Source organism: Streptosporangium lutulentum (assembly GCF_030811455.1).
Classification (GTDB): Bacteria; Actinomycetota; Actinomycetes; order Streptosporangiales; family Streptosporangiaceae; genus Streptosporangium; species Streptosporangium lutulentum.
The window spans coordinates 4,030,304-4,051,308 of record NZ_JAUSQU010000001.1; the positions used below are offsets into that span (position 1 = coordinate 4,030,304).

The following is a 21,005-nucleotide window of genomic DNA, read 5'->3' on the forward strand; positions in this document are numbered from 1 at the left end:
GCGGAATCGGGCGTCGGCCGGATCGGACGAGAGGCTCAGGCCGGGGTGACCTCCAGGGAGGCCGGCTCCTTGGGGGCGTTCTCCGGGAAGTGGCAGGCCACCTGGTGACCGGGGCCGAGCTCCACCAGGGGCGGCTCGATCGTCTTGCAGATCTCCTGGGCCTTCCAGCATCGGGTGTGGAAACGGCAGGCGGGCGGAGGGTTGAGCGGGCTGGGCACGTCGCCCTGGAGGCGGATGCGCTCGCGGTCGGTGCGGCGGATCGGATCGGGGATCGGGACCGCGGACATCAGGGCGTTGGTGTACGGGTGCATGGGCGACTCGTACAGGTTCTTACGGTCGGCCAGCTCGACGATCTTCCCGAGATACATGACCGCGACCCGGTCGCTGATGTGGCGGACCACCGACAGGTCGTGCGCGATCACCACGTAGGTCAGGTCCAGCTCGTTCTGCAGGTCCTCCAGCAGGTTGACCACCTGCGCCTGGATCGACACGTCCAGCGCCGAGACCGGCTCGTCCGCGATGATCATCTTTGGCTTGAGCGCGAGGGTGCGGGCGATGCCGATCCGCTGGCGCTGGCCGCCGGAGAACTCGTGCGGGTAACGGTTGTAGTGCTCGGGGTTGAGTCCCACCAGCTCCAGGATGTCCTGCACGGCCTTCTTCGTGCCGTGTTCGGTCTTGACGCCCTGGATCCGGAACGGGGCTCCCACGATCGCCCCGACGGTGTGGCGGGGGTTCAGCGACGAGAACGGGTCCTGGAAGATGATCTGCATGTCGCGGCGGAGCGGGCGCAGCTTGCCCTGCGACATGTGGGTGATGTCGGTGCCCTCGAACGACACCTTCCCGCCGGTCGGCTCCAGCAGCCGGGTGACGAGCCGTCCCATGGTGGACTTGCCGCACCCCGACTCGCCCACCACGCCCAGCGTCTCACCCTTGAAGACGTCAAAGGTGATCCCGTCGACCGCCTTCACCGCGCCGACCTGCCGTTTGAGCAGCCCCTTGGTCACGGGGAAGTGCTTCTGCAGGTCCTGGACGGACAGCAGCGGCTCATTGGAAGGAGTGGTCACGTGGTCTCCAGCATCGGCTTGATCTCGTTCTCCCAGAGCGACCGCCGCTCCTCACGAGGCATGTGGCAGCGCACCAGGTGGCCGCCCTCGGACTCCGTGAGAGTCGGCACCTCGGTGTCGGCCTTGTTGTGCGTCCGGTCGGAGTAGGGGCAACGCGGGTGGAAGGCGCAACCCGGCGGGACGTTGATCAGCGAGGGCGGTGAGCCCTTGATCGGCAACAGCCGTTCGGTGCGCTCCCGGTCCAGACGGGGCATCGATCCCAGCAGACCCCAGGTGTAGGGATGCTCGGGACGGTAGAAGATGTCCTCCGCCGTGCCGTACTCGATGCACTTGCCGCCGTACATCACCAGGATGTCGTCCGACAGCTCCGCCACGACGCCCAGGTCGTGGGTGATGATGATCAGTGCGGAGTCGAACTCCCGCTGCAGATCCCGCATCAGGTCCAGGATCTGGGCCTGCACGGTCACGTCCAGCGCGGTGGTCGGCTCGTCGGCGATCAGCAGCTCCGGGTCGCACGACAGCGCCATCGCGATCATCGCGCGCTGCCGCATGCCGCCGGAGAACTCGTGCGGGTAGGCGTCCACCCGGCGGCCCGGCTCCGGGATGCCGACCCGGCCGAGCAGGTCGATCGCGTGCTTGCGGGCGACCTTCTTGGTCACGTTGTGATGGATCCGGTACGCCTCGACGATCTGGTCGCCGACCTTGTAGTAGGGATGCATCGCCGACAGCGGATCCTGGAAGATCATCGCCATCTTCTTGCCGCGCAGCCCGCGCACGTGCTCCGGGGAGGCGCTGACCAGTTCCTCGCCGTCCAGCCAGATCTCGCCGCCGATCTTGGCGTGGCTGCCCTTGTGCAGTCCCAGGATGCCCAGGCTCGTCACGCTCTTGCCGGATCCGGACTCTCCCACGATCCCGAGCGTCTTGCCGCGCTCCAGCGAGAAGCTCAGCCCGTCGACGGACTTGACCAGCCCGTCGTCGGTCGGGAAGTGGATCCGAAGATCCTTCAGTTCAAGGAAACTCACGCCAGCCTCACCCTCGGGTCGACCACCGCGTAGAGCAGGTCGACGATCAAACTCGCGACGACCACGAACAGCGCCGCCATCAACGTCACGCCCATCACCTTGGGCAGGTCCTGGTTGACGATGGCGTCGATGGCGTACTTACCGAGGCCGGGCAGGGAGTAGGCGCTCTCGGTGAGGACGGCGCCGCCGATCAGCAGGCCGAAGTCCAGGCCGAAGACGGTGAGGATGGGGGTCAGCGCGCCCCGCAGACCGTGTTTGGTGACGACGGTGCCCTCACGGAGCCCCTTGGCTCGCGCGGTGCGGATGTAGTCCTCGTTCATCGTCTCCAGCATGCCCGCCCTGGTGAGACGCGCATAGGTGGCCGCGAACAGGAAGGCCAGCGTGATCCAGGGAAGGATCAGGTTGTAGGCCCATTGGCCGGGGCTGTCGATGAAGGTGGTGTAGTGGCCGCCCTGCGCCGCTATGGCGAACGGGTTGCCGTAACTGAACACCAGCAGCGATATGAGCCCGGTGAAGAAGATCGGTAGTGACACTCCGGCCAGCGCGAAGGTCATCGCCGCCCGGTCGAAGAGACTGCCTCTGCGCAACGCGGACAGAACGCCGATGCCCACGCCCATGACCACCCAGATCACCGCCGCGCCTATCGCGAGGGACAGGGTGACCGGCAATCGGTTCAGCAGGTCGGGGAAGACCGGCTGGCGAGTGATGAACGAATAGCCGAGGCAGGGGGCGGGGCACTGCTCGACCCCGGGACCGTAGTCGTATTCCGCGCCCGCGACGATGCCCTTCACGAACCTGCCGTACTGCACGACCAGCGGATCGTTGAACCCCAGCCGGTCGGCGGCCAGCTTGGCCGTCTCCGCCGAGGCGGTCCTGCCGACGTACCGGCTGGCCATGCCCTCGGGAGTCGCCCCAGCGATCTGGGGCACGAGGAAGAAGATCGCGAAGGTGGCCATGCTCACGATGAGGAGCATGATCACCGCGCCGATCAGGCGTCTGATGATATATGTGATCACAGTGCCCGGCCAGGTGGCCGCCGGGAGGGTTCCTCCCGGCGGCCACCACTGCCTTCACCTGCCTAACTACTCGTTTGGCCTGATAACGGTGTTACTGGACGCCCATCGCGACGTAGTCGTACATCTGCTGGCCGTCACTGATGAAGACGTTGGTCACACCCTTGCCGCGGAGCAGCAGGCTCTTGGCCCACAGACCCGGCAGGACGACGGCCTCTTCCATGACGCGCTTGTCCACGGCGGTCCAGATCGCCTCACGCTTCGTCGCGTCCGGCTCCTGGAGCGAGTCGTCGAACATCTTGTCCACTTCGGGGATGCGGACGCTGGTGTTGGAGGAGCCACCGGTCTCCCGGATGACCCGGCTGTCGGTGATCTGCTGCAGGAAGCCGTAACCGTCGGGATAGTCCGAGCCCCAGCCGTTGACGGCCAGGCCCAGCTTGTTCTCGACGACGTACGGCGGCTTGCCGGCGTACAGCGAGAAGTAGTCGGCCTGGGCGTACGGCTTCAGGGTCAGCTTGATGCCGGCGCGGGCCAGCGACTGCTGCAGGGCCTCGGCGGTCGCCTTCTCCTTCGGACGCTCCGCGCGGTAGGCGATGTTGGTCTCGAAACCGTTCGGCTGGCCACAGGCCGCCAGGTGCTCCTTGGCCTTGGCCACGTCGCCCGTACCACCCGCGGAGGGGTAGAGGTCGATCGCCTGGGCACCCGGGATGCTCGGCGGAAGCAGGTTGGTCGCGATCGCGCCACCGGAGAGCTCACCGCCGTAGGCGGCCTGGTAACCGGTCTTGTCGGCCGCGAACTCGACGGCCTTGCGGCACTCGATGTTGTCCAGCGGCTTCACCGTCGGGTTGATCGAGGTGTACCACAGACGCTGGATCGTCGGGTTGTCGGTCTGCGCCTTGAGCGCGGGGTCCGGCACGATCTTGCTCATCGCGGCCGGCTGCACACCGGTGCCCGCGATGTCGACGTGGATGTCACCGGAGAGCAGACGGTTGTCGAGGTCGTCGGCGTTGACGTTGGTCTGGACCTCGATCTTGTCCGGCAGCGCCGGGCGGTTCGGGTCGATCGACGCGTCCCAGTTCGGGTTGCGGACGAGGGTGAAGCCCTTGCCGATCTCGTTCGTCTCGAACATGTACGGACCGGAGGAGATCACGTGCTCGCGGTACTTCGCGCCCGTGTCCTTGGCCTCCGGCACCGGCATGGTCGGCGACATCTGGGTCAGGTAGTCGAAGGCGCTGTAGGGCTGCTTCAGGTGGAAGATGATCGTCTTGTCGTCCGGCGTCTCGATCGCCGAGCTGAAGTCGGCGCCCTTCGACTTGTAGACGCCCTTGTAGTCCTTGGGCCAGTCGAGCATGTCGTTCAGGTAGGTCGGCCCGTTCGGGAACGTCTCCTTGTCGAACGCGCGCGCCACGCCGTAGGCCACGTCCTTGGACGTGATCGGGGTGCCGTCCTCGTACTTCACGCCGTCACGCAGCGTGTAGGTCCACGTCTTGAAGTCGGCGCTCGCCTTGCCCAGATCCTGAGCGAGGTCGGGGACGACCGTCGCGCCCTCGGCGCCCGGAGCCGACTTGAACATCGTCAGCGCGCGGCCGTACAGGCGGATGAAGTTCCAGGAGTAGCCGTAGTACGTGTCGGCCGGGTCCAGGGAGTCCCAGTCACCGGAGTTGGCGAACTTGAGAGTGCCGCCCTTCTTGGTCGAAGGGTTGAACACCTTGGTCAGTGCGACGTTGAACTCGGCCGCGGGCGCAGCCCCCGCCGACTCACCGCCACTCGCACCCGTGCTCGCCTGAGGCGTCGTGCTGGTTCCACCGCAGGCGGACAGGCCCAATGCGAGCGCCGCGGTGACCGCTAACGTCGCGAATGCGGGTCTTCTCTTCATTCGTTACTACCCCTTGTGGATGGGAGCCGGGAAATTACGGAGATCGAAGCACATCAACGGCCACGCGGGTCAAGCGCGTCGCGCAGGCCGTCCCCGAAGAGGTTGAAGGCAAGTACGGTAATGAAGATCGCCAAGCCGGGGAAGATCGCGAAATGCGGCACGGTGTAGAAGCGCGCCGCCTCGGCGAGCATGCCTCCCCAGGTCGGCGTCGGCGGACGGACACCCACGCCGAGGAAGGACAGCGCCGCCTCGAACAGGATGTTGGTCGGGATCACCAGCGTCGCGTAGATCAGAATCGGCGCGATCAGGTTGGGCAGCAGCTCACGGAAGATGATGTAGGGCCCACGGGCGCCGAGGCTCCTGGCCGCGTCGACGAACTCCCGTTCGCGCAGGGAGAGTGTCTGGCCCCGGACGATCCGGCCGATGTACGGCCAGCTGAAGAACCCGATGATGAACACCAGCAGCGAGACGCGCAGGGCGTCCCCGGACAGGCCGAACGCCTGGTCCGGGATGACACCGGCGAGCGCGATGGCGAACACCAGCAGCGGGAAGGCCAGGAAGACGTCCATGGCGCGGCTGATCACGGTGTCGACCCAGCCGCCGAAGTAGCCGGCGACGATGCCGAGGACGGTCCCGATGACCACGGACAGAAGCGTGGCCAGGAAGGCGATGAGCAGCGAGATCTGGGCACCGTAGAGGATCCGGCTGAAGATGTCGCGTCCCCAGAGGGGTTCGACGCCGAACAGGAAGTCCGAGCTCATGCCGCCGAACGGCTCTTTGGGCGTGAACGTGGACGGGTCGATCTTCTCTCGGTGGAACTCCAGCGGCGGATGACCGAGGAACTTCACGATGAGCGGCGCGAAGATCGCCAGCAGGATGAGGAAGACGATCACGCCTGCCCCCGCCATGGCGAACTTGTCGCGCTTCAGCCTCATCCAGGCGATCTGGCCGAGAGAACGGCCTTGGATGGCTTTCCGATCCACGCCCGCGAGCACGGCTTCGGGTTCTACCTCCGACGCCGAACCAGGAAGGTCGAGCGGTGCGGTCATACAGGGGCCCCCTGGATCCCAGACGACGTTGTCCGTGAACGCGTCCCCCGGGTCGGGGTCACGCGCCCTGAAATCAACGGGCCCGGTTGTGTGGTTCCGTTGTCGCAGAATCTAAGGGCTGATCTGCGCCGACCAGCCCCCCAGGGCGCTATGTGGCTTAACTGTGATTCACGCGAAATTCATTCGTTTTGATCTTGAGAAAAATGTCCCGTCCCCGTTCTTATTCTGTCTCGTTTTCGTGACATTTCACGGGCCGGTTACCTAGGGTAATGCCCCCTCATCCGATCCCGTGACGCTTGAGAATGTCCTCGACATCGGAGAAATCGTCGTCGTCGGCCGGTTTCGCCGCGGGTTTGGCGGCCGGTTTGGCGGCCGGCTTGGCCGCGGGTGCCGCCTTCCGTTGCGGCGACTGCGGCGCGGTCCCGCCCGGCGCCAGAGGTCTGCCCTGCCCCGTCGAGGGGACCGCCGCCGGCGTCTCCCGGGCGGCGGCTCTGCGGCGTCCGCGCAGCAGCCCCGAAACCAGGAAGAGCACCACGGAAAGACCGGCCACGGCCACTCCGGCCCACACCTTGGGGTTGAACGCCAGCCCGGCGAAGAAGCCGCCGATCGCCGTGCCGATCTGCCACAGGGTGGGCAGCGCGTCGGTCAGGAGGGCCGCGATCGGCAACAGCGACCAGGCCGCGGCGCGCAGTCCCGCGGCGGCCCCCCTGCGGCGCAGTAGAAGGAAACTCAGTACCAGCCCCACACCGGTAGCCCCGGCACAGAGCGGCAACCATGCGATCTGGTCGAACGACATAGCGGACCGTCCCTCGTATCGACGTACCAATCCATCCTGGCACGCCGAATCCGAGGAGATCCTCCTCCCTAAGGAGGGATCATCCCCTAAGGGTCATCCCGGTCACGGTTCGCCGCCGGACAGGGCCCGCAGGACCGCGAGATCGACCTCGCGCAGGGAACTCACGACGAGACGGCCCGGTGCGGCGGGAATCGGCAGCACGCTCGGCACCGCCACCACCCGGCAGCCCGCGGCGGTGGCCGAGGTCACCCCGTTCGGGGAGTCCTCCAGCGCGACGCAGCGGGCGGCCTCGACCCCCAGCAGCCGGACGGCCGTCCGGTACGGCTCCGGATCGGGTTTGGTCCTGTCCACGTCGTCGCCGGTCACCACCCGGTCGAAATTGTGCCTGCCGATGCTCTCCAGGCAGGCTTCGGCGATCGGCCGGACCGAGGAGGTGACCAGGGCGGTGGGCAGGCCCGCCAGCCGTACCTCCTCCAGCAGCTCGGCGGCCCCGGGCATCATCTCCACGCCGTCGGCCAGCCTGTCGATCATGCCCTTCAGCATCCAGGCCGCCACCTCCTCCGGCTCGGCTCCCCCGCCGGAGACCTTGAGCATGTAGGCGACGGTGGAGGCCATGGAACCGCCCACCAGGTTCTCCTGGTCCTCCGGGCCCCAGTCTCCGCCGAGCCGTTCCATCACCTCGGTCTCGACCTGAAACCAGATTTTCTCGCTGTCCACGAGAAGCCCGTCCATGTCGAAGAGGACAGCGTCCATTGCCCCGAAACCCCCTGGTCGTTCAGACGTTGAAGTAGCTGGCCTCAGGATGGTGGACGATCAGCGCGGACGTCGACTGCTCGGGGTGGAGCTGGAACTCCTCCGACAGCTCCACGCCGATCCGGCCCGGATCGATCAGCTCCATCAGCTGGACCTGGTCCTCCAGGTTGGGGCAGGCGGGATAGCCGAAGGAGTACCGGCAACCGGTGACGTTGACCTTCAGCATGTCCTCCAGCGACTCCTGCCCGCCGATGCCCAGCTCGCCGCGGACGCGCGCGTGCCAGTACTCGGCCAGGGCCTCGGTGAGCTGGACCGACAGCCCGTGCAGCTCCAGGTAGTCGCGGTAGGCGTCCTTGGCGAACAGCTCGGCGGCGGCCGTCGAGACCCGGTTGCCCATCGTGGCGACCTGGAAGGCGACCACGTCGACCTCGCCGGAGTCCTTGGAGCGGAAGAAGTCCGACAGGCACAGGTGCCGGTCGCGGCGCTGGCGCGGGAAGGTGAACCGGGTCCGCTCGTTGCCCGCCTCATCCAGGATGATCAGCGAGTCGCCGTCGCTGACGCACGGGAAGTAGCCGTAGACGACCGCCGCCTCCAGCAGGCCCTCGGTCTGCATCCGCTCCAGCCACATCCGCAGCCGGGGCCGGCCCTCGGTCTCCACCAGCTCCTCGTAGGAGGGCCCGTCGCCTCCGCGTGCGGCCTTCAGACCCCACTGGCCCATGAAGGTGGCCCGCTCGTCCAGGAACGCGGCGTACTCGGCCAGCGGCACCCCCTTGATGACGCGCTCGCCCAGGAACGGGGCCTTCGGGACGGGGTTGTCGGCGGCGACGTCGGAGCGGGAGGGCAACTCCTCCTCCGGAGTCCTGGCCAGCGTGGCGCCCACCTTGACCCGGCGCTCGCGCAGCGGCGGCAGGCTCGCGCCCGCCTCACCGCGCTTGACCGCCATGAACGCGTCCATCAGGCGCAGGCCCTCGAACGCGTCGCGGGCGTAGCGGACCTCGCCCTGGAAGATCTCCGCGAGGTCCTGCTCGACGTAGGCGCGGGTCAGCGCGGCGCCGCCGAGCAGTACCGGGAACTTTTCGGAGATGCTGCGGGAGTTCATCTCCAGCAGGTTCTCCTTCATGATCACGGTGGACTTCACCAGCAGCCCGGACATCCCGATCACGTCGGCCTGCTTCTCCTCGGCCGCCTCCAGGATGACCGACACCGGCTGCTTGATGCCGAGGTTGACGACCTCGTAGCCGTTGTTGGACAGGATGATGTCGACCAGGTTCTTGCCGATGTCGTGCACGTCGCCCTTGACGGTCGCCAGCACGATGCGGCCCTTGACCTCCCCCTCGACGCGGTCCATGTGCGGTTCGAGGTAGGCCACGGAGGTCTTCATGACCTCGGCCGACTGCAGCACGAACGGCAGCTGCATCTGCCCGGAGCCGAACAGCTCCCCGACCGTCTTCATGCCGTCCAGCAGCACGTCGTTGACGATCTCCAGGGCGGGCCGCTGCTCCAGCGCCTCGTCGAGGTCGGCCTCCAGTCCCTTGCGCTCACCGTCCACGATGCGGCGCTTGAGCCGCTCCCACAGGGGCAGGCCGAGCAGCTCCGCGGCCCGGTCGGCCTTGACCGAGGCGGCGTCCACGCCGTCGTACAGCTCCATGAACCGCTGCAGCGGGTCGTAGCCCTCGCGCCGCCGGTCGTAGATCATGTCCAGGGCGACCTGGCGCTGCTCGTCCGGGATCCGCGCCATCGGCAGGATCTTGGAGGCGTGCACGATGGCCGAGTCGAGACCGGCGTTGACGCACTCGTTCAGGAACACGCTGTTGAGCACGATGCGGGCGGCCGGGTTGAGGCCGAAGGAGATGTTGGACAACCCCAGCGTGGTCTGCACGCCCGGGTAGCGCCGCTTGAGCTCGGCGATCGCCTCGATCGTCTCCAGGCCGTCGCGGCGGGTCTCCTCCTGGCCGGTGGCGATCGGGAAGGTGAGGGTGTCGACCAGGATGTCCTCGACGTTCATGCCCCAGTTGTCCCGCAGGTCCTCGATCAGCCGGCTGGCCACCCGGACCTTCCAGTCGGCCGTGCGGGCCTGGCCCTCCTCGTCGATGGTCAGCGCGATCACCGCCGCGCCGTACTCGCGCACCAACGTCATGATCTTGTGGAAGCGCGAGTCGGGGCCGGCGCCGTCCTCGTAGTTGACCGAGTTGACCACCGCGCGCCCGCCGAGCATCTGCAGGCCGGCCTCCAGCACGGCGGGCTCGGTGGAGTCGAGCACGATCGGCAGCGTGGAGGCGGTGGCGAAGCGGAACGCCAGCTCCTTCATGTCGGCCACCCCGTCGCGCCCGACGTAGTCGACGCACAGGTCGAGCATGTGCGCGCCGTCGCGGGCCTGGGCCCGCGCGATCTCCACGCACTCCTCCCAGTTCTGGGCGAGCATCACCTCGCGGAACGCCTTGGAGCCGTTGGCGTTGGTGCGCTCGCCGATGGCCAGGTAGGAGGTGTCCTGGCGGAAGGGAACGCTCTGGTAAAGGGAGGCCGCGGCGGCCTCGGGCCGCGGGCGGCGGGCCACGACCTCCTGACCGCGCACCCGCTCCACCACCTGACGCAGGTGCTCGGGCGTGGTGCCGCAGCAGCCGCCGACCAGCGACAGGCCGTAGTCGCGGGCGAAGGTCTCGTGGGCGGAGGCCAGGTCCTGGGGGCTGAGCGGGTAGTAGGCGCCGTCGGAGGTCAGCACCGGGAGCCCCGCGTTGGGCATGCACGACAGGCGCGTCCGCGCGTGCCGGGCCAGGTAGCGGAGGTGCTCGCTCATCTCGGCGGGGCCGGTCGCGCAGTTGAGGCCGATCACGTCGACGCCGAGCGGCTCGATCGCGGTCAGCGCCGCGCCGATCTCCGAGCCCAGCAGCATCGCGCCGTTGGTCTCGATGGTCACCTGGGCGATGATCGGCACGTCACGGCCGGCGTCGGCGATGGCTCGCTTGGAGCCGATCACCGCGGCCTTCACCTGGAGCAGGTCCTGGGAGGTCTCGATGATCAGCGCGTCGGCGCCTCCGGCGATCAGGCCGGCCGCGTTGTCGTAGTAGGCGTCGCGCAGCGTCTGGTACGGCTTGTGCCCGAGCGTGGGCAACTTGGTGCCCGGCCCGATGGAGCCCAGCACGAAGCGCGGCCGGTCGGGGGTGGCCCAGTGGTCGGCGGACTCCCTGGCGACGCGGGCTCCGGCCTCGGAGTATTCGAAGACGCGTTCGGAGATGTCGTACTCGCCCAGGGCCGCGAGGTTGGCGCCGAAGGTGTTGGTCTCGACGCAGTCGACGCCCACCTCGAAGTAGGCGTCGTGCACGGCGCGGACGATGTCGGGGCGGGTGACGTTGAGAACCTCGTTGCAGCCCTCGTGATTCTCGAAGTCATCCATGGTGACGTCATGGGCCTGCAGCATCGTCCCCATGGCCCCGTCGGCGACCATCACGCGCTCGGCCAGGACATCACGGAAAGACGGAGTGCTTGTCATGGGCTCAAGCCTACTGGGAACAGTCCAAACGTTATTCTCCACGGCCCCAATCGGATGACGCCGTCCGGCCGGTCACTTCCGCCCCTTGAGACCGTCCGGCGGCGACGACGCCAGCACCCGCCCGCCGCATCAGCCGCTCACCCGCCTCCCGCCCGCCGCACGGGTCACTCCCACCCCACCGGCGGCCCCGTCCTCCACCGCGGATCCGCTCCGCCCTCCGCGCCGCTCCGGCCCGCGCCGGCGGCCGCATCGCCGCCTCCCGCGGCCTTGCCGGACGAGCCCGCCTCCCGCGTGTCTCCCGGACGCGGCCCGGGGCGCGCTGATCGTTCGCACCGCCTCGGGGAGGTGACGTGGAGGCCCCCTAACCGCATAGGCTTAGCCGAATAGGACGGCGAGGCAAGGAGGAGGCGGCGCGTGATCGAAATCGAAGGTCTACCCGAGCTCGTCGACCCGGTGCTGATCGCCGCGTTCGAGGGGTGGAACGACGCGGGCGAGGCCTCGAGCGGAGTGATCGCGCATCTCGAGGACGCGTGGAAGGCCACCCCGCTCGTGTCCCTCGACCCGGAGGAATACTACGACTTCCAGGTGACGCGCCCCATCGTCGAGATGGGCGAGGGCCTGACCCGGTCCATCACCTGGCCGACCACCAAGCTGTCGGTGGCCCGGCCGCCGGGCGTCGACCGCGACGTGGTGCTGCTGCGCGGCATCGAGCCCAACATGCGGTGGCGGGCTTTCTGCGAGGAGATCATCGTGGTCTGCCGCGAGCTGGGAGTGGAGCTGGCGGTCCTGCTGGGCGCGCTGCTCAACGACTCCCCGCACACCCGCCCGGTGCCGATCGTGGGCTCGGCGACCGACGAGGGCCTGGCCCGGGCGATCAACCTGGAGCTGACCCGCTACGAGGGACCGACCGGGATCGTCGGCGTGCTCCAGCACGCCCTCGGAGCCGCCGGGATACACGCGGTGTCGCTGTGGGCGTCGGTGCCGCACTACGTGGCCCAGCCGCCCAACCCCAAGGCCACCATGGCACTGCTGAGCCGTATGGAAGACCTCCTCGACATCCCGATGCCGCTGGGCGAGCTGGCCGAGGAGTCCAGGGCCTGGGAGCACGGCGTGGACGAGCTGGCCTCGCAGGACAGCGAAGTGGCGGAATACGTCAAGGAGCTGGAAGAGCGCAAGGACGCCGCCGAGCTGCCGGAGGCGAGCGGCGACGCCATCGCCGCGGAGTTCGAGCGTTACCTTCGCCGCCGCGATCGTGACGCCGACAGCTGAAACCCGCAGCACGTATTCACCGTCGGCCCCTGCTTTCCGCACAGGTACCGGGCGACGATCGGCCCACCCGGGCGGCACCGAGTCAGGCGAACGGTTTCACCACGCCTGCTCCGAGATGTTCGTCGGCGTCGACTTCGCGCCCTCGCGGGACGACAGCGCGGAGGAGATCGTCCGGGAGCTGAGGCCGGAACCCCGGCGGGCCTGATCGAATCGGGTCCACACCAGCGCGGCCAGGTCGGCGTCCACCCCCAGGGGAGCGCCGGCCAGGTCGGCGCCGGACGACTCCAGACGCTCCTGGAAGAAGCCGGGGGCCAGCAGGTACGACGCCATGGCGATCCGCGGCGCGGGACCGGACCGCAGCCGCTCCAGCGTCTCCCCGATCGAGGGGGTCCCCGTCGCGGCGAAGGCCGCCGTGACCGGGCGGGAGAGCCGTACCGCCAGCAGCCGGGCCGCCGCCCGCACGTCGGCCAGAGCGGCCGGGTCCGACGACCCCGCCGCTCCCAGGATCACCGAGTCGGTGGCCCTCAGCCCGGCGCTCGCGAGCCTTCTGGCCAGGATGGCGGCGAGCAGCGGGTGCGGTCCCAGCGGGGCCGCCACCGTCGCGTCCGGCCTGGTCGCCGCCACCACCGAGGGCAGGTCGACGTGAACGTGGTAGCCGCCCGCCAGCAGCAGCGGGACCACGACCACCGGGCCGGGCAGAGCGGGCAGCACCTCGGCCAGCGACGGCGAGCTGATCTCCAGGAACGCCTGCTCCACGCGGGTCCCCGGACGCGTCCGCCGCACGAGGTCCCGCAGCCCGGCGAGTGTCTCCTCGCCCCGCGCGCTGCGCGTCCCGTGGCCGGCCAGGACCATCGTCGTCACATGACCTCGCCGCGGTCGCAGGCCAGGCGGTAGCCGCGCTTGACGACCGTCTCGACGATGCCGGAGGGGCCCAGGGCGCGGCGCAGGCGGGTGATGGCCATCTCGACGGCGTGTTCCGCCGAGTCGCGCGACGCGCCGCCGGGCAGCACGGTCCGCAGCTCGGAACGGGCCACCACGTGGCCGGGCTTGTCGGCCAGGCGTTTGAGCACCGCCATCGGGGCCGGCGGCAGCGGCTTGAGCTCGGCGTCCACGGCGACGGCGTGACCGCGGATCTCCAGCCGGTGGCCGCCCGCGACCAGGCGGGTGACGCTGTGCTCGGGCAGATGCCGGGCGAGCGTGCGGGCCAGCGCGCCCAGGCGGGCCCGCTCGGGCAGTACGGCGGGCACCCCGCGAGCCTCCAGGGGGCCCGCCGTGACGGGTCCCACGCAGGCCGCGACGACCGGCCCGGCGAAGGCCGCGATCAGCGCGTCCTCCAGGCCGTCGGCACGGGCCGCGTTGAGCATGGCCAGCACGGCCGGGGCGCTGGTGAAGGCGACCGCGTCCACCCCGCCGGAGATCGCCTGGCTGATCAGGCGGCGCAGCGGCGACGCGTCGCGGTAGGGCAGCCAGCGGTAGACCGGCACCTCGATGACCTCGGCCCCCGCCTCGCGCAGCGCGGCCACGAACCCGGACAGCGGCTCACCGTGCAGTTGCACGGCGATGCGGCGACCCCTCAGGTCCTGGGCCAGCAGGTGCTGCTTGACCTCCTCGCACGACTCGGCCGGGGGCGTCCAGTGGTCGTTCAGCCCCGCGGCCCTGACCGCTCCGCGCGCCTTGGGCCCGCGGGTCAGCAGCCGGGCGCGGGTCAGGTGCGCCGTGAGGTCGGCCGACAGCCCCCACCCTTCGGCCGCGGCCATCCAGCCCCGGAACCCGACCCCCGTGGTGACCACCACGTCGTCGACGGGACCCGACAGGCTGGCGCGGGTCGCGGCCAGCAGGTCGGCGTCCGCGGCCAGCGGCACCAGCCGAATCGCCGGGGCACGCACCACTCTCGCGCCCCGCCGTTCCAGCAGGGCGCAGAACTCCTCGCGCCGCCGGGTGGCGGTGACTCCGATCGTGAACCCGGCCAGCGCGTCGGGCGCGGTCTCGGGGGACCCCGCAGGGATGTCCGGAACGGCGATGCTCATCTGTCGCTCACCACTCCTCGCTCACCACGCGGACGACTCGTCCCTCGCCGGCCACTCCGCGCACTCCGTCGGGCTCGCTCCGCGTTCATCTGTCGCTCACCGCTCCTCGCTCACTCCGCGGGCCGCTTGCTTCGCCGCGCGGACCACTCCGCGCACTCCGTCGGGCTCGCTCCGCGTTCATCTGTCGCTCACCGCTCCGGGCCCTTCGTTCGCATCTGTCGCTCACCGCACGCCCACCTCCACGGCTCCCCCGACGATCCGGACGGGATAGGTCGGCACGACCACCTCGGGGTCGTCCATGCACACCCCGGTGACGAGCGAGAACACCTGCTTGTGCATGGGAGAGGCGACGCTGGGTTCGCCCGCCCTGGTGCCCACGATCCCCCGGGAGAGGACCTGGGCGCCGCTGAACGGATCCCGGTTGCCGACGGCGAACAGCTCGCCGTCGAAGGTCCGGAACAACGCGATCTGGTGGTCGCCGACGAGTGCGCAGGCGCCACGCTCGGGAAGCAGGTCGGTGTAGGAGCAGACCGGTGTCCAGCAGGTCGTTTCCACGTCTTCGCGCAAGACGGTCATCGGGAAAATCCTCTCTCCTTCGTCTGTCGTCGATCGGATCGCAGGTCGCGAAGGGCGTCAGGAACGGATCACCTCCAACGGGATCAGGACCGGCTTGACCTGGTCGCGCTCGGTCTCGAAGGCGATGGAGGGGTCCGGGGTCCCCGGAGCGTTGACGAAGGAGACGAAACGCCGCAGCTTCTCCGGATCCGCCAGAATGGCGCCCCACTCGTCGGCGTAGGTGGCGACGTGACGCTCCATCTGGGCGTCCAGGTCGGCGCAGATCCCGAGGGAGTCCTCCAGGACGACCTCCTTGACGTAGGCGAGTCCCTGGCTCTCCAGCCAGACCGAGGTGCGCTGCAGCCGGTCCGCCGTGCGGATGTAGAACATCAGGAACCGGTCGATGGTCCGGATCAGCTCGCCGGTGCTCAGGTCCGCGGCGAACAGGTCGGCGTGCCGCGGGGTGAACCCGCCGTTGCCGCCGACGTAGAGGTTCCAGCCCCGCTCGGTGGCGATGACGCCGAAGTCCTTGCTCCGGGCCTCGGCGCACTCGCGGGCGCATCCGGAGACGGCCGACTTCAGCTTGTGCGGCGAGCGCAGTCCCCGGTAGCGCAGCTCCAGGTCGATGGCCAGCCCCACCGCGTCCTGCACGCCGTACCGGCACCAGGCGGAGCCCACGCAGGACTTGACCGTCCGCAGTGCCTTGCCGTAGGCGTGGCCGGACTCGAATCCGGCGTCCACCAGGCGCCTCCAGATCAGCGGGAGCTGCTCCACCCGAGCCCCGAACAGGTCGATCCGCTGCCCGCCCGTGATCTTGGTGTAGAGGTCGAAGTCGCGGGCCACCTCGCCGATCACGATCAGCTTGTCGGGGGTGATCTCCCCGCCGGGGATGCGCGGCACCACCGAGTAGGTGCCGTTGCGCTGGATGTTGGCCAGGAAGTGGTCGTTGGTGTCCTGCAGGGCGGCCTGCTCGCCGTCGAGGATGTGCCCGTTGCCGAGCGAGGCGAGGATCGAGGCGACGACGGGCTTGCACACGTCGCAGCCGCGCCCGGTGCCGTGCTCGGCGATGAGCTGGGAGAACGTCGCGATGCCCCGGACCCGGACGATGTCGAACAGCTCGGCCCTGCTGTGCGCGAAGTGCTCGCACAACGCCTTGGAGACCTCGACGCCCGACGTGACCAGGATCCGCTTCAGCATCGGGAGGCAACTGCCGCAGGTGGTCCCGGCCCGGGTACAGGCCTTGATCCCGGCCACGTCGGTGAGGCCCTCGCCGGCGATGGCCGCGCACACCCGGCCCTTGGTGACGTTGTTGCAGGCGCAGACCTGGGCGTCGTCGGGAAGGTCCGTGTTCGCCGGGCCGCCGGTGAACAGCAGCTCGCCCGGCGCGCCGGGCAGGTCCCGTCCGACGAAGGGCTTGAGGGTGTTGTACGGCGTGGCGTCGCCGACGCAGATCCCCCCGAGCAGGGTGCGGGCGTCGTCGCTGACGAACAGCTTCTGGTAGACCCCGCTCACCGGGTCCATGAAGGTCACGTTCAGCGCGCCGTCCATGGCGCCGAACTGGGCGACCTCCACGCCGAGCAGCTTGAGCCTGGTGGACAGGTCGGCCCGGGTGAAGACCGCCTCGCCGCCGAGGATGCGGTCGGCGGCGACCTCGGCCATCGTGAGGCACGGCCCGACCAGCCCGTAGACCGTGCCCTCGTGCAGGGCGCACTCCCCCACCGCGTAGATCGCCGGATCACCGGTGCGCATCCCGTCGTCCACGGCGATCCCGCCGCGCCCGCCCACCTCCAGCCCTGCCTGCCCGGCCAGCTCGTCGCGCGGCCTGACGCCCGCCGAGAAGACCACGACCTGCGCCTCGATCGTCCGACCGTCCGGCGTGAGCAGGCCCGCGACCCGCCCGTCCGGTCCCGCGACGATCTCCTTCACCCCCGCCTCGGTGTGCACGCCGAGCCCGAGCGCCTCGATGTGGTCGCGCAGGACGGCGCCGCCGCCCTCGTCGACCTGCCGGGGCATCAGCCAGCCGCCCATCTCCACGATGTGCGTCGACAGGCCGAGCCCGCGCAGCGCGTCGGCGGCCTCCAGCCCCAGCAGCCCTCCGCCGACGACGACGCCGCTCGTGGCCCGCCCCGCGGCCTCCCTGATCGCGTCCAGGTCGTCGATCGTCCGGTAGACGAAGCAGCCCTCCACGTCCCTGCCGGGGACCGGCGGCACGAACGGGCTGGACCCGGTGGCCAGCACCAGCACGTCGTACGGCTCGGCGTGGCCGTCGGCGGTGACGACCGTCCGGTTCTCCCTGTCGATCCCGGTGACCCTGGAGGAGAGCCGCAGCACGACCCCCTCGGGAACGGGATAGGTGAGATCCGCGACGCTCCTGCCGGCCAGGTAGGAGGTCAGCGCCACCCGGTCGTACGCCGCCCGGGGCTCCTCCCCGAACACCGTGATCCGGCCGTCGAATCCCCCCGCGACCAGCGCCTCGACCAGCCGGTGCGACGTCGGCCCGTTTCCCACCACGACAAGCCGCGACACCCCGGCACTTCCCGTTGTTGTCACGCGGAGACTCCTTCCTGCTCACAGAGCCAGCCGACGATGCCCTCGACCGCGTCGCGGCAACCGCCGCAGCCGGTCGTGGCCCGGGTGGCGGCGGCCACGGCGTCCACGTCCCGGGCGCCGGACTCCCAGCAGGCCCGGATCTGTCCCTTGGTCACGTTGTTGCACTGGCAGACCTTCGCCGCGTCCGGCATCCTGACCGGGCTCTCGGCGACCGCGCCGCCGGAAACGCCCGGGAACAGCAGCCCCGCCCGGTCGCCCGGCAGCGGCCCGCCGCGGTCGAAGAGCTGGGTGAGGTTGCCCACCGCGTCCGTCGCGCCGAGCAGGATCGCCCCGACCAGGCGGTCGTCACGGATGACGAGCTTGCGGTAGGTGCCCGCCGCCCGGTGGCTGAACCGCACGACCTCGGCGTCGTCCTCGGTCAGGTGGGTCTCTCCCATCGCCGCCAGCTCGACGCTTCTGGCCTTCAGCCGGGTGACCAGCCGCGAACCCCGGTAGCGGGAGGTCTTGTCGGTCCCGGTCACGATGTCGGCGACCACGGCGGCCTGCTCCCAGGCCGGGGCGACCAGGCCGTAGACCGTGCCCCGGTGCTCGGCGCACTCGCCGATCGCGAAGATCGACGGGTCGTCGGTCCTCATCTCGTCGTCGACGACGACGCCGCGCGCCACGTCCAGCCCCGCGTCCCCGGCCAGCCCGGTCACCGGGCGGACCCCGCACGCGAGCACCACCAGATCGGCCTCGACCGTCTCGTCTCCCTCCAGCCGCACCCCCTCGTCGAGGATCTCCTCCACCACAACGCCGGTCCTGATCTCCACGCCCAGTCCCGCGAGGGTCTCTCCCAGCACCAGCCCGGCCTCCGCGTCCAGCTGCCGGTCCATCAGGTGCCCGGCCAGGTGGAGCAGCGTCACGGGCAGGCCGCGCCCGGCCAGCCCGCGGGCCGCCTCGACGCCGAGCAGACCGCCGCCGACCACCACCGCGCGCCGCGCCGTGGCGGCCGCCTCCAGGGTCGTCCGGCAGTCGTCCAGCGTCCGGAACGTGACGGCCCGGGCCGCCCCGGGCACCGGCGGCACCACGGCCCGGCTGCCGGTGGCCAGCACGAGGACGTCGTACGGCTCCCGCCTGCCCCCGGCGGTGATCACGGCCTGGGTCTCCCTGTCGACGGCGACCACCTCCACGCCCGGCAGGGCCGTCACCGAATGGTCGGCGTACCAGGCCGGGTCCAGCAGCCGCACCTGCTCGGGCGTCATCGTCCCCGCCACCACGTTCGACAGCAGCACCCGGTTGTAGGGCTGCCAGGTCTCGGCGCCGAACACGGTCACCTTGACGTGCCTGTCCCTGGCGCGGACCTCGCTCACCAGGCGGGCGCCCGCCATCCCGTTTCCCACCACCACCAGCCGGGTCATCCGGCGCGCTCCACTCTCACGGCGCAGACCTTGAACTCCGGCATCCGCGACACCGGGTCGAGCGCGGGGTTGGTGAGCAGGTTGACCCCGGGCCAGTGGAACGGCATGAACACCGTGTCCGGCCGGATCCCCGGGCTGATCCTGGCCACGCCCTCCGTCTCACCGCGGCGGCCGACCACGCGCAGCGTCTCGCCCGGGGACACCCGCAGGCGCTCGGCGAGATCGGGGTGGAGCTCGACGAAGGGACCCGGGACCGCCGCGTTGAGCGCGGGGATCCGCCGGGTCTGCGCGCCGCTCTGGTAGTGGGCGAGCACCCTGCCCGTCGTCAGGTACAGCGGGTACTCGTGGTCGATGTCCTCCTCGGGCGGGCGATGCTCGACGGGCACGAACCTGGCACGGCCGTCGGGGGTGGCGAACCGGTCCAGGAAGGGCCGGGGGGTGCCGGGATGGTCCTCGGCCGGGCACGGCCAGAACACGCCGGTCTCGGCGGCGATCCGCTCGTAGGTGATGCCCGCGTAGTCGGCGATCCCCCCGGCCGAGGCCCGGCGCAGCTCGTCGAAGACCTCGCGCGGGTCGGTGGGGAAGCCCTCCGCGCCGCGCAGCCGCACGGCGAGTCCCCGGAGGATCTCAAGGTCGCTCCGCGCCCCCGACGGCGGAGCGACCGCTTGGCGGCGGAGCAGCACCCGGCCCTCCAGATTGGTCATCGTGCCGCCCTCCTCGGCCCACTGGGTGGTGGGCAGCACGACGTCGGCCAGCGCGGCCGTCTCCGACAGGACCAGGTCGGAGACCACGAGGAGGTCCAGTGAGCCGAGCCTTCCGGCGATGTGACCGGCCCGGGGCGCGGAGACCACCGGGTTGGAGCCGAACAGCAGCAGCGCCCTGGGCCCGCCGTCGGTGCCGAGCGCGTCCAGCAGTTCGTAGGCGGAGCGGCCGGGACCCGGCAGGTCCTCCGGCTCGATGCCCCATACGGCGGCCACATGGGCCCGTGCGGCGGGATCGTCGATCCTCCGGTATCCGGGGAGCTGGTCGGCCTTCTGGCCGTGCTCACGGCCTCCCTGGCCGTTTCCCTGGCCGGTGACGCAGCCGTAGCCGGATCCCTCGCGGCCGGGCAGCCCGAGCGCGAGCGCCAGGTTGATGAACGCGCTCACCGTGTCGGTGCCCTTGGCGTGCTGCTCGGCGCCCCGCCCCGTGAGGATGGCCGCCCGGTCCGCGTCGCCGAGGATCGCGGCGGCGGCACGCATCCGGGCGACCGGAACGCCGGTGATCCGCTCCACCCTCTCGGGCCACCAGGCGGCGGCCGAGGTGCGGACCGCGTCGAACCCGCTCGTCCTGGCGGCCACGTAGTCCTCGTCCACGCGACCCTCGGTGATCACGATGTGCAGCAGGCCCAGGGCCAGCGCGAGGTCGGTGCCGGGGGTCGGCTGGAGGTGGAGGTCGGCCTGCCTGGCCGTCGCGGTGACCCGCGGGTCGATGACGACGAGCCGGCCGCCCCGCTCGCGCATCGCGGTGAGGTGGCGGACGAACGGCGGCATGGTCTCGGCCACGTTGCCGCCCGCGAGCACGACCGCGTCGGCACGGGCGAGATCGGTGATCGGGAAGGGCAGGCCGCGGTCCATGCCGAAGGCGCGGTTGGTGGCCGCGGCGGCCGAGGACATGCAGAACCGGCCGTTGTAGTCGATCTGGCTGGTCCCAAGGACCATCCGGGCGAACTTGCCGAGCTGGTAGGCCTTCTCGTTGGTGAGCCCGCCGCCGCCGAACACGGCCACGCCGTTGGGGCCGTGCTCTTCCTGGACGGCGCGGATCCGGCCGGCGACGAAGTCGAGTGCCTCGTCCCAGCCGGCCGCCCGGCCGTACAGGAGGGGTGTGGTGAGCCGTTCTCCGCTGGTCAGCAGCTCACCGGCGGTCCAGCCCTTCTGGCACAGACCGCCCGCTCCCGCGGGGATGTCCTCCCTCGGGGTGATCGTGATCGTCTTTCCCACGGTGTCGTCCACGGTGACGTTCATGCCGCACTGCAGGGCGCAGTAGGGGCAGTGCGTCGCCGTCCCCGCCTTCACAGGCGTCCGGGTGGGAAGTGAGATCGGCATGTGTCCGATGGTGCTTTCAGGCGGTTTCACAGCTGGGTCCCCCCTGTTACCGATGTGCTA

At 70.1% G+C, this 21,005-nt stretch carries 15 protein-coding genes; 1 reads left to right on the forward strand and 14 read right to left on the reverse strand.

Going from position 1 to position 21,005, the window contains the following annotated elements; all coding sequences use genetic code 11:
* Positions 1-35: 35 nt before the first annotated feature.
* The 8 genes from J2853_RS18050 to metH form a co-directional block, all read right to left on the reverse strand.
* Positions 36-1,064, reverse strand: a complete 1,029-nt coding sequence (locus J2853_RS18050) for an ABC transporter ATP-binding protein (protein ID WP_307559420.1) — start codon at positions 1,062-1,064, stop codon at positions 36-38.
* Positions 1,061-2,086 (reverse strand): ABC transporter ATP-binding protein, encoded by a 1,026-nt coding sequence (locus J2853_RS18055; protein ID WP_307559422.1) that lies wholly within the window; start codon positions 2,084-2,086, stop codon positions 1,061-1,063. Before J2853_RS18055 ends, J2853_RS18050 begins: the two co-directional genes overlap by 4 nt.
* Positions 2,083-3,102, reverse strand: coding sequence for an ABC transporter permease (locus tag J2853_RS18060; protein WP_307559424.1), 1,020 nt, complete (start codon positions 3,100-3,102; stop codon positions 2,083-2,085). Before J2853_RS18060 ends, J2853_RS18055 begins: the two co-directional genes overlap by 4 nt.
* Before the next feature lie 91 nt (positions 3,103-3,193).
* Entirely contained in the window at positions 3,194-4,975 is a 1,782-nt protein-coding gene (locus J2853_RS18065; RefSeq protein WP_307559426.1) for an ABC transporter substrate-binding protein, read from the reverse strand.
* 53 nt (positions 4,976-5,028) lie between these two features.
* On the reverse strand, positions 5,029-6,024 hold the full coding sequence (locus J2853_RS18070) for an ABC transporter permease (protein WP_307559428.1): 996 nt from the start codon (positions 6,022-6,024) through the stop codon (positions 5,029-5,031).
* Between the two features lie 277 nt (positions 6,025-6,301).
* Positions 6,302-6,820: a cellulose synthase gene (locus tag J2853_RS18075; protein ID WP_307559430.1), complete on the reverse strand. Its 519-nt coding sequence runs from the start codon at positions 6,818-6,820 to the stop codon at positions 6,302-6,304.
* Positions 6,821-6,922: 102 nt separating this feature from the next.
* On the reverse strand, positions 6,923-7,573 hold the full coding sequence (locus J2853_RS18080; protein WP_307559432.1) for an HAD family hydrolase: 651 nt from the start codon (positions 7,571-7,573) through the stop codon (positions 6,923-6,925).
* A 22-nt stretch (positions 7,574-7,595) separates the two neighbouring features.
* Positions 7,596-11,060, reverse strand: coding sequence for a methionine synthase (gene metH, locus J2853_RS18085; RefSeq protein ID WP_307559434.1), 3,465 nt, complete (start codon positions 11,058-11,060; stop codon positions 7,596-7,598).
* Between the two features lie 414 nt (positions 11,061-11,474).
* On the opposite strand from metH, the gene J2853_RS18090 reads away from it, so the two are divergent.
* Positions 11,475-12,329 (forward strand): PAC2 family protein, encoded by an 855-nt coding sequence (locus J2853_RS18090; RefSeq protein ID WP_307559436.1) that lies wholly within the window; start codon positions 11,475-11,477, stop codon positions 12,327-12,329.
* A 96-nt stretch (positions 12,330-12,425) separates the two neighbouring features.
* On the opposite strand, the gene J2853_RS18095 is transcribed toward J2853_RS18090, so the two are convergent.
* The 6 genes from J2853_RS18095 to J2853_RS18120 form a co-directional block, all read right to left on the reverse strand.
* Positions 12,426-13,181, reverse strand: a complete 756-nt coding sequence (locus tag J2853_RS18095) for a sirohydrochlorin chelatase (RefSeq protein ID WP_307568716.1) — start codon at positions 13,179-13,181, stop codon at positions 12,426-12,428.
* Positions 13,182-13,186: 5 nt separating this feature from the next.
* Entirely contained in the window at positions 13,187-14,356 is a 1,170-nt protein-coding gene (locus J2853_RS18100) for a uroporphyrinogen-III synthase (RefSeq protein ID WP_307559438.1), read from the reverse strand.
* 222 nt (positions 14,357-14,578) lie between these two features.
* Positions 14,579-14,932, reverse strand: coding sequence for a nitrite reductase small subunit NirD (gene nirD, locus J2853_RS18105; protein WP_307559439.1), 354 nt, complete (start codon positions 14,930-14,932; stop codon positions 14,579-14,581).
* Positions 14,933-14,989: 57 nt separating this feature from the next.
* Entirely contained in the window at positions 14,990-17,437 is a 2,448-nt protein-coding gene (nirB, locus tag J2853_RS18110; protein WP_307568718.1) for a nitrite reductase large subunit NirB, read from the reverse strand.
* A 20-nt stretch (positions 17,438-17,457) separates the two neighbouring features.
* Positions 17,458-18,861, reverse strand: a complete 1,404-nt coding sequence (locus J2853_RS18115; protein WP_307559441.1) for an FAD-dependent oxidoreductase — start codon at positions 18,859-18,861, stop codon at positions 17,458-17,460.
* Positions 18,858-20,945, reverse strand: a complete 2,088-nt coding sequence (locus tag J2853_RS18120) for a molybdopterin oxidoreductase family protein (protein ID WP_307559443.1) — start codon at positions 20,943-20,945, stop codon at positions 18,858-18,860. The genes J2853_RS18115 and J2853_RS18120 overlap by 4 nt, the downstream gene beginning before the upstream one ends.
* Positions 20,946-21,005: the final 60 nt, after the last annotated feature.

Bases quoted from the DNA above. Each gene is read 5' to 3' on its own strand.
- J2853_RS18065 (WP_307559426.1), bottom strand. From the start codon at position 4,975: ATGAAGAGAAGACCCGCATTCGCGACGTTAGCGGTCACCGCGGCGCTC.
- J2853_RS18070 (WP_307559428.1), bottom strand. From the start codon at position 6,024: ATGACCGCACCGCTCGACCTTCCTGGTTCGGCGTCGGAGGTAGAACCC.
- J2853_RS18075 (WP_307559430.1), bottom strand. From the start codon at position 6,820: ATGTCGTTCGACCAGATCGCATGGTTGCCGCTCTGTGCCGGGGCTACC.
- J2853_RS18080 (WP_307559432.1), bottom strand. From the start codon at position 7,573: ATGGACGCTGTCCTCTTCGACATGGACGGGCTTCTCGTGGACAGCGAG.
- metH (WP_307559434.1), bottom strand. From the start codon at position 11,060: ATGACAAGCACTCCGTCTTTCCGTGATGTCCTGGCCGAGCGCGTGATG.
- J2853_RS18095 (WP_307568716.1), bottom strand. From the start codon at position 13,181: ATGGTCCTGGCCGGCCACGGGACGCGCAGCGCGCGGGGCGAGGAGACA.
- J2853_RS18100 (WP_307559438.1), bottom strand. From the start codon at position 14,356: ATGAGCATCGCCGTTCCGGACATCCCTGCGGGGTCCCCCGAGACCGCG.
- nirD (WP_307559439.1), bottom strand. From the start codon at position 14,932: ATGACCGTCTTGCGCGAAGACGTGGAAACGACCTGCTGGACACCGGTC.
- J2853_RS18115 (WP_307559441.1), bottom strand. From the start codon at position 18,861: ATGACCCGGCTGGTGGTGGTGGGAAACGGGATGGCGGGCGCCCGCCTG.
- J2853_RS18120 (WP_307559443.1), bottom strand. From the start codon at position 20,945: ATGCCGATCTCACTTCCCACCCGGACGCCTGTGAAGGCGGGGACGGCG.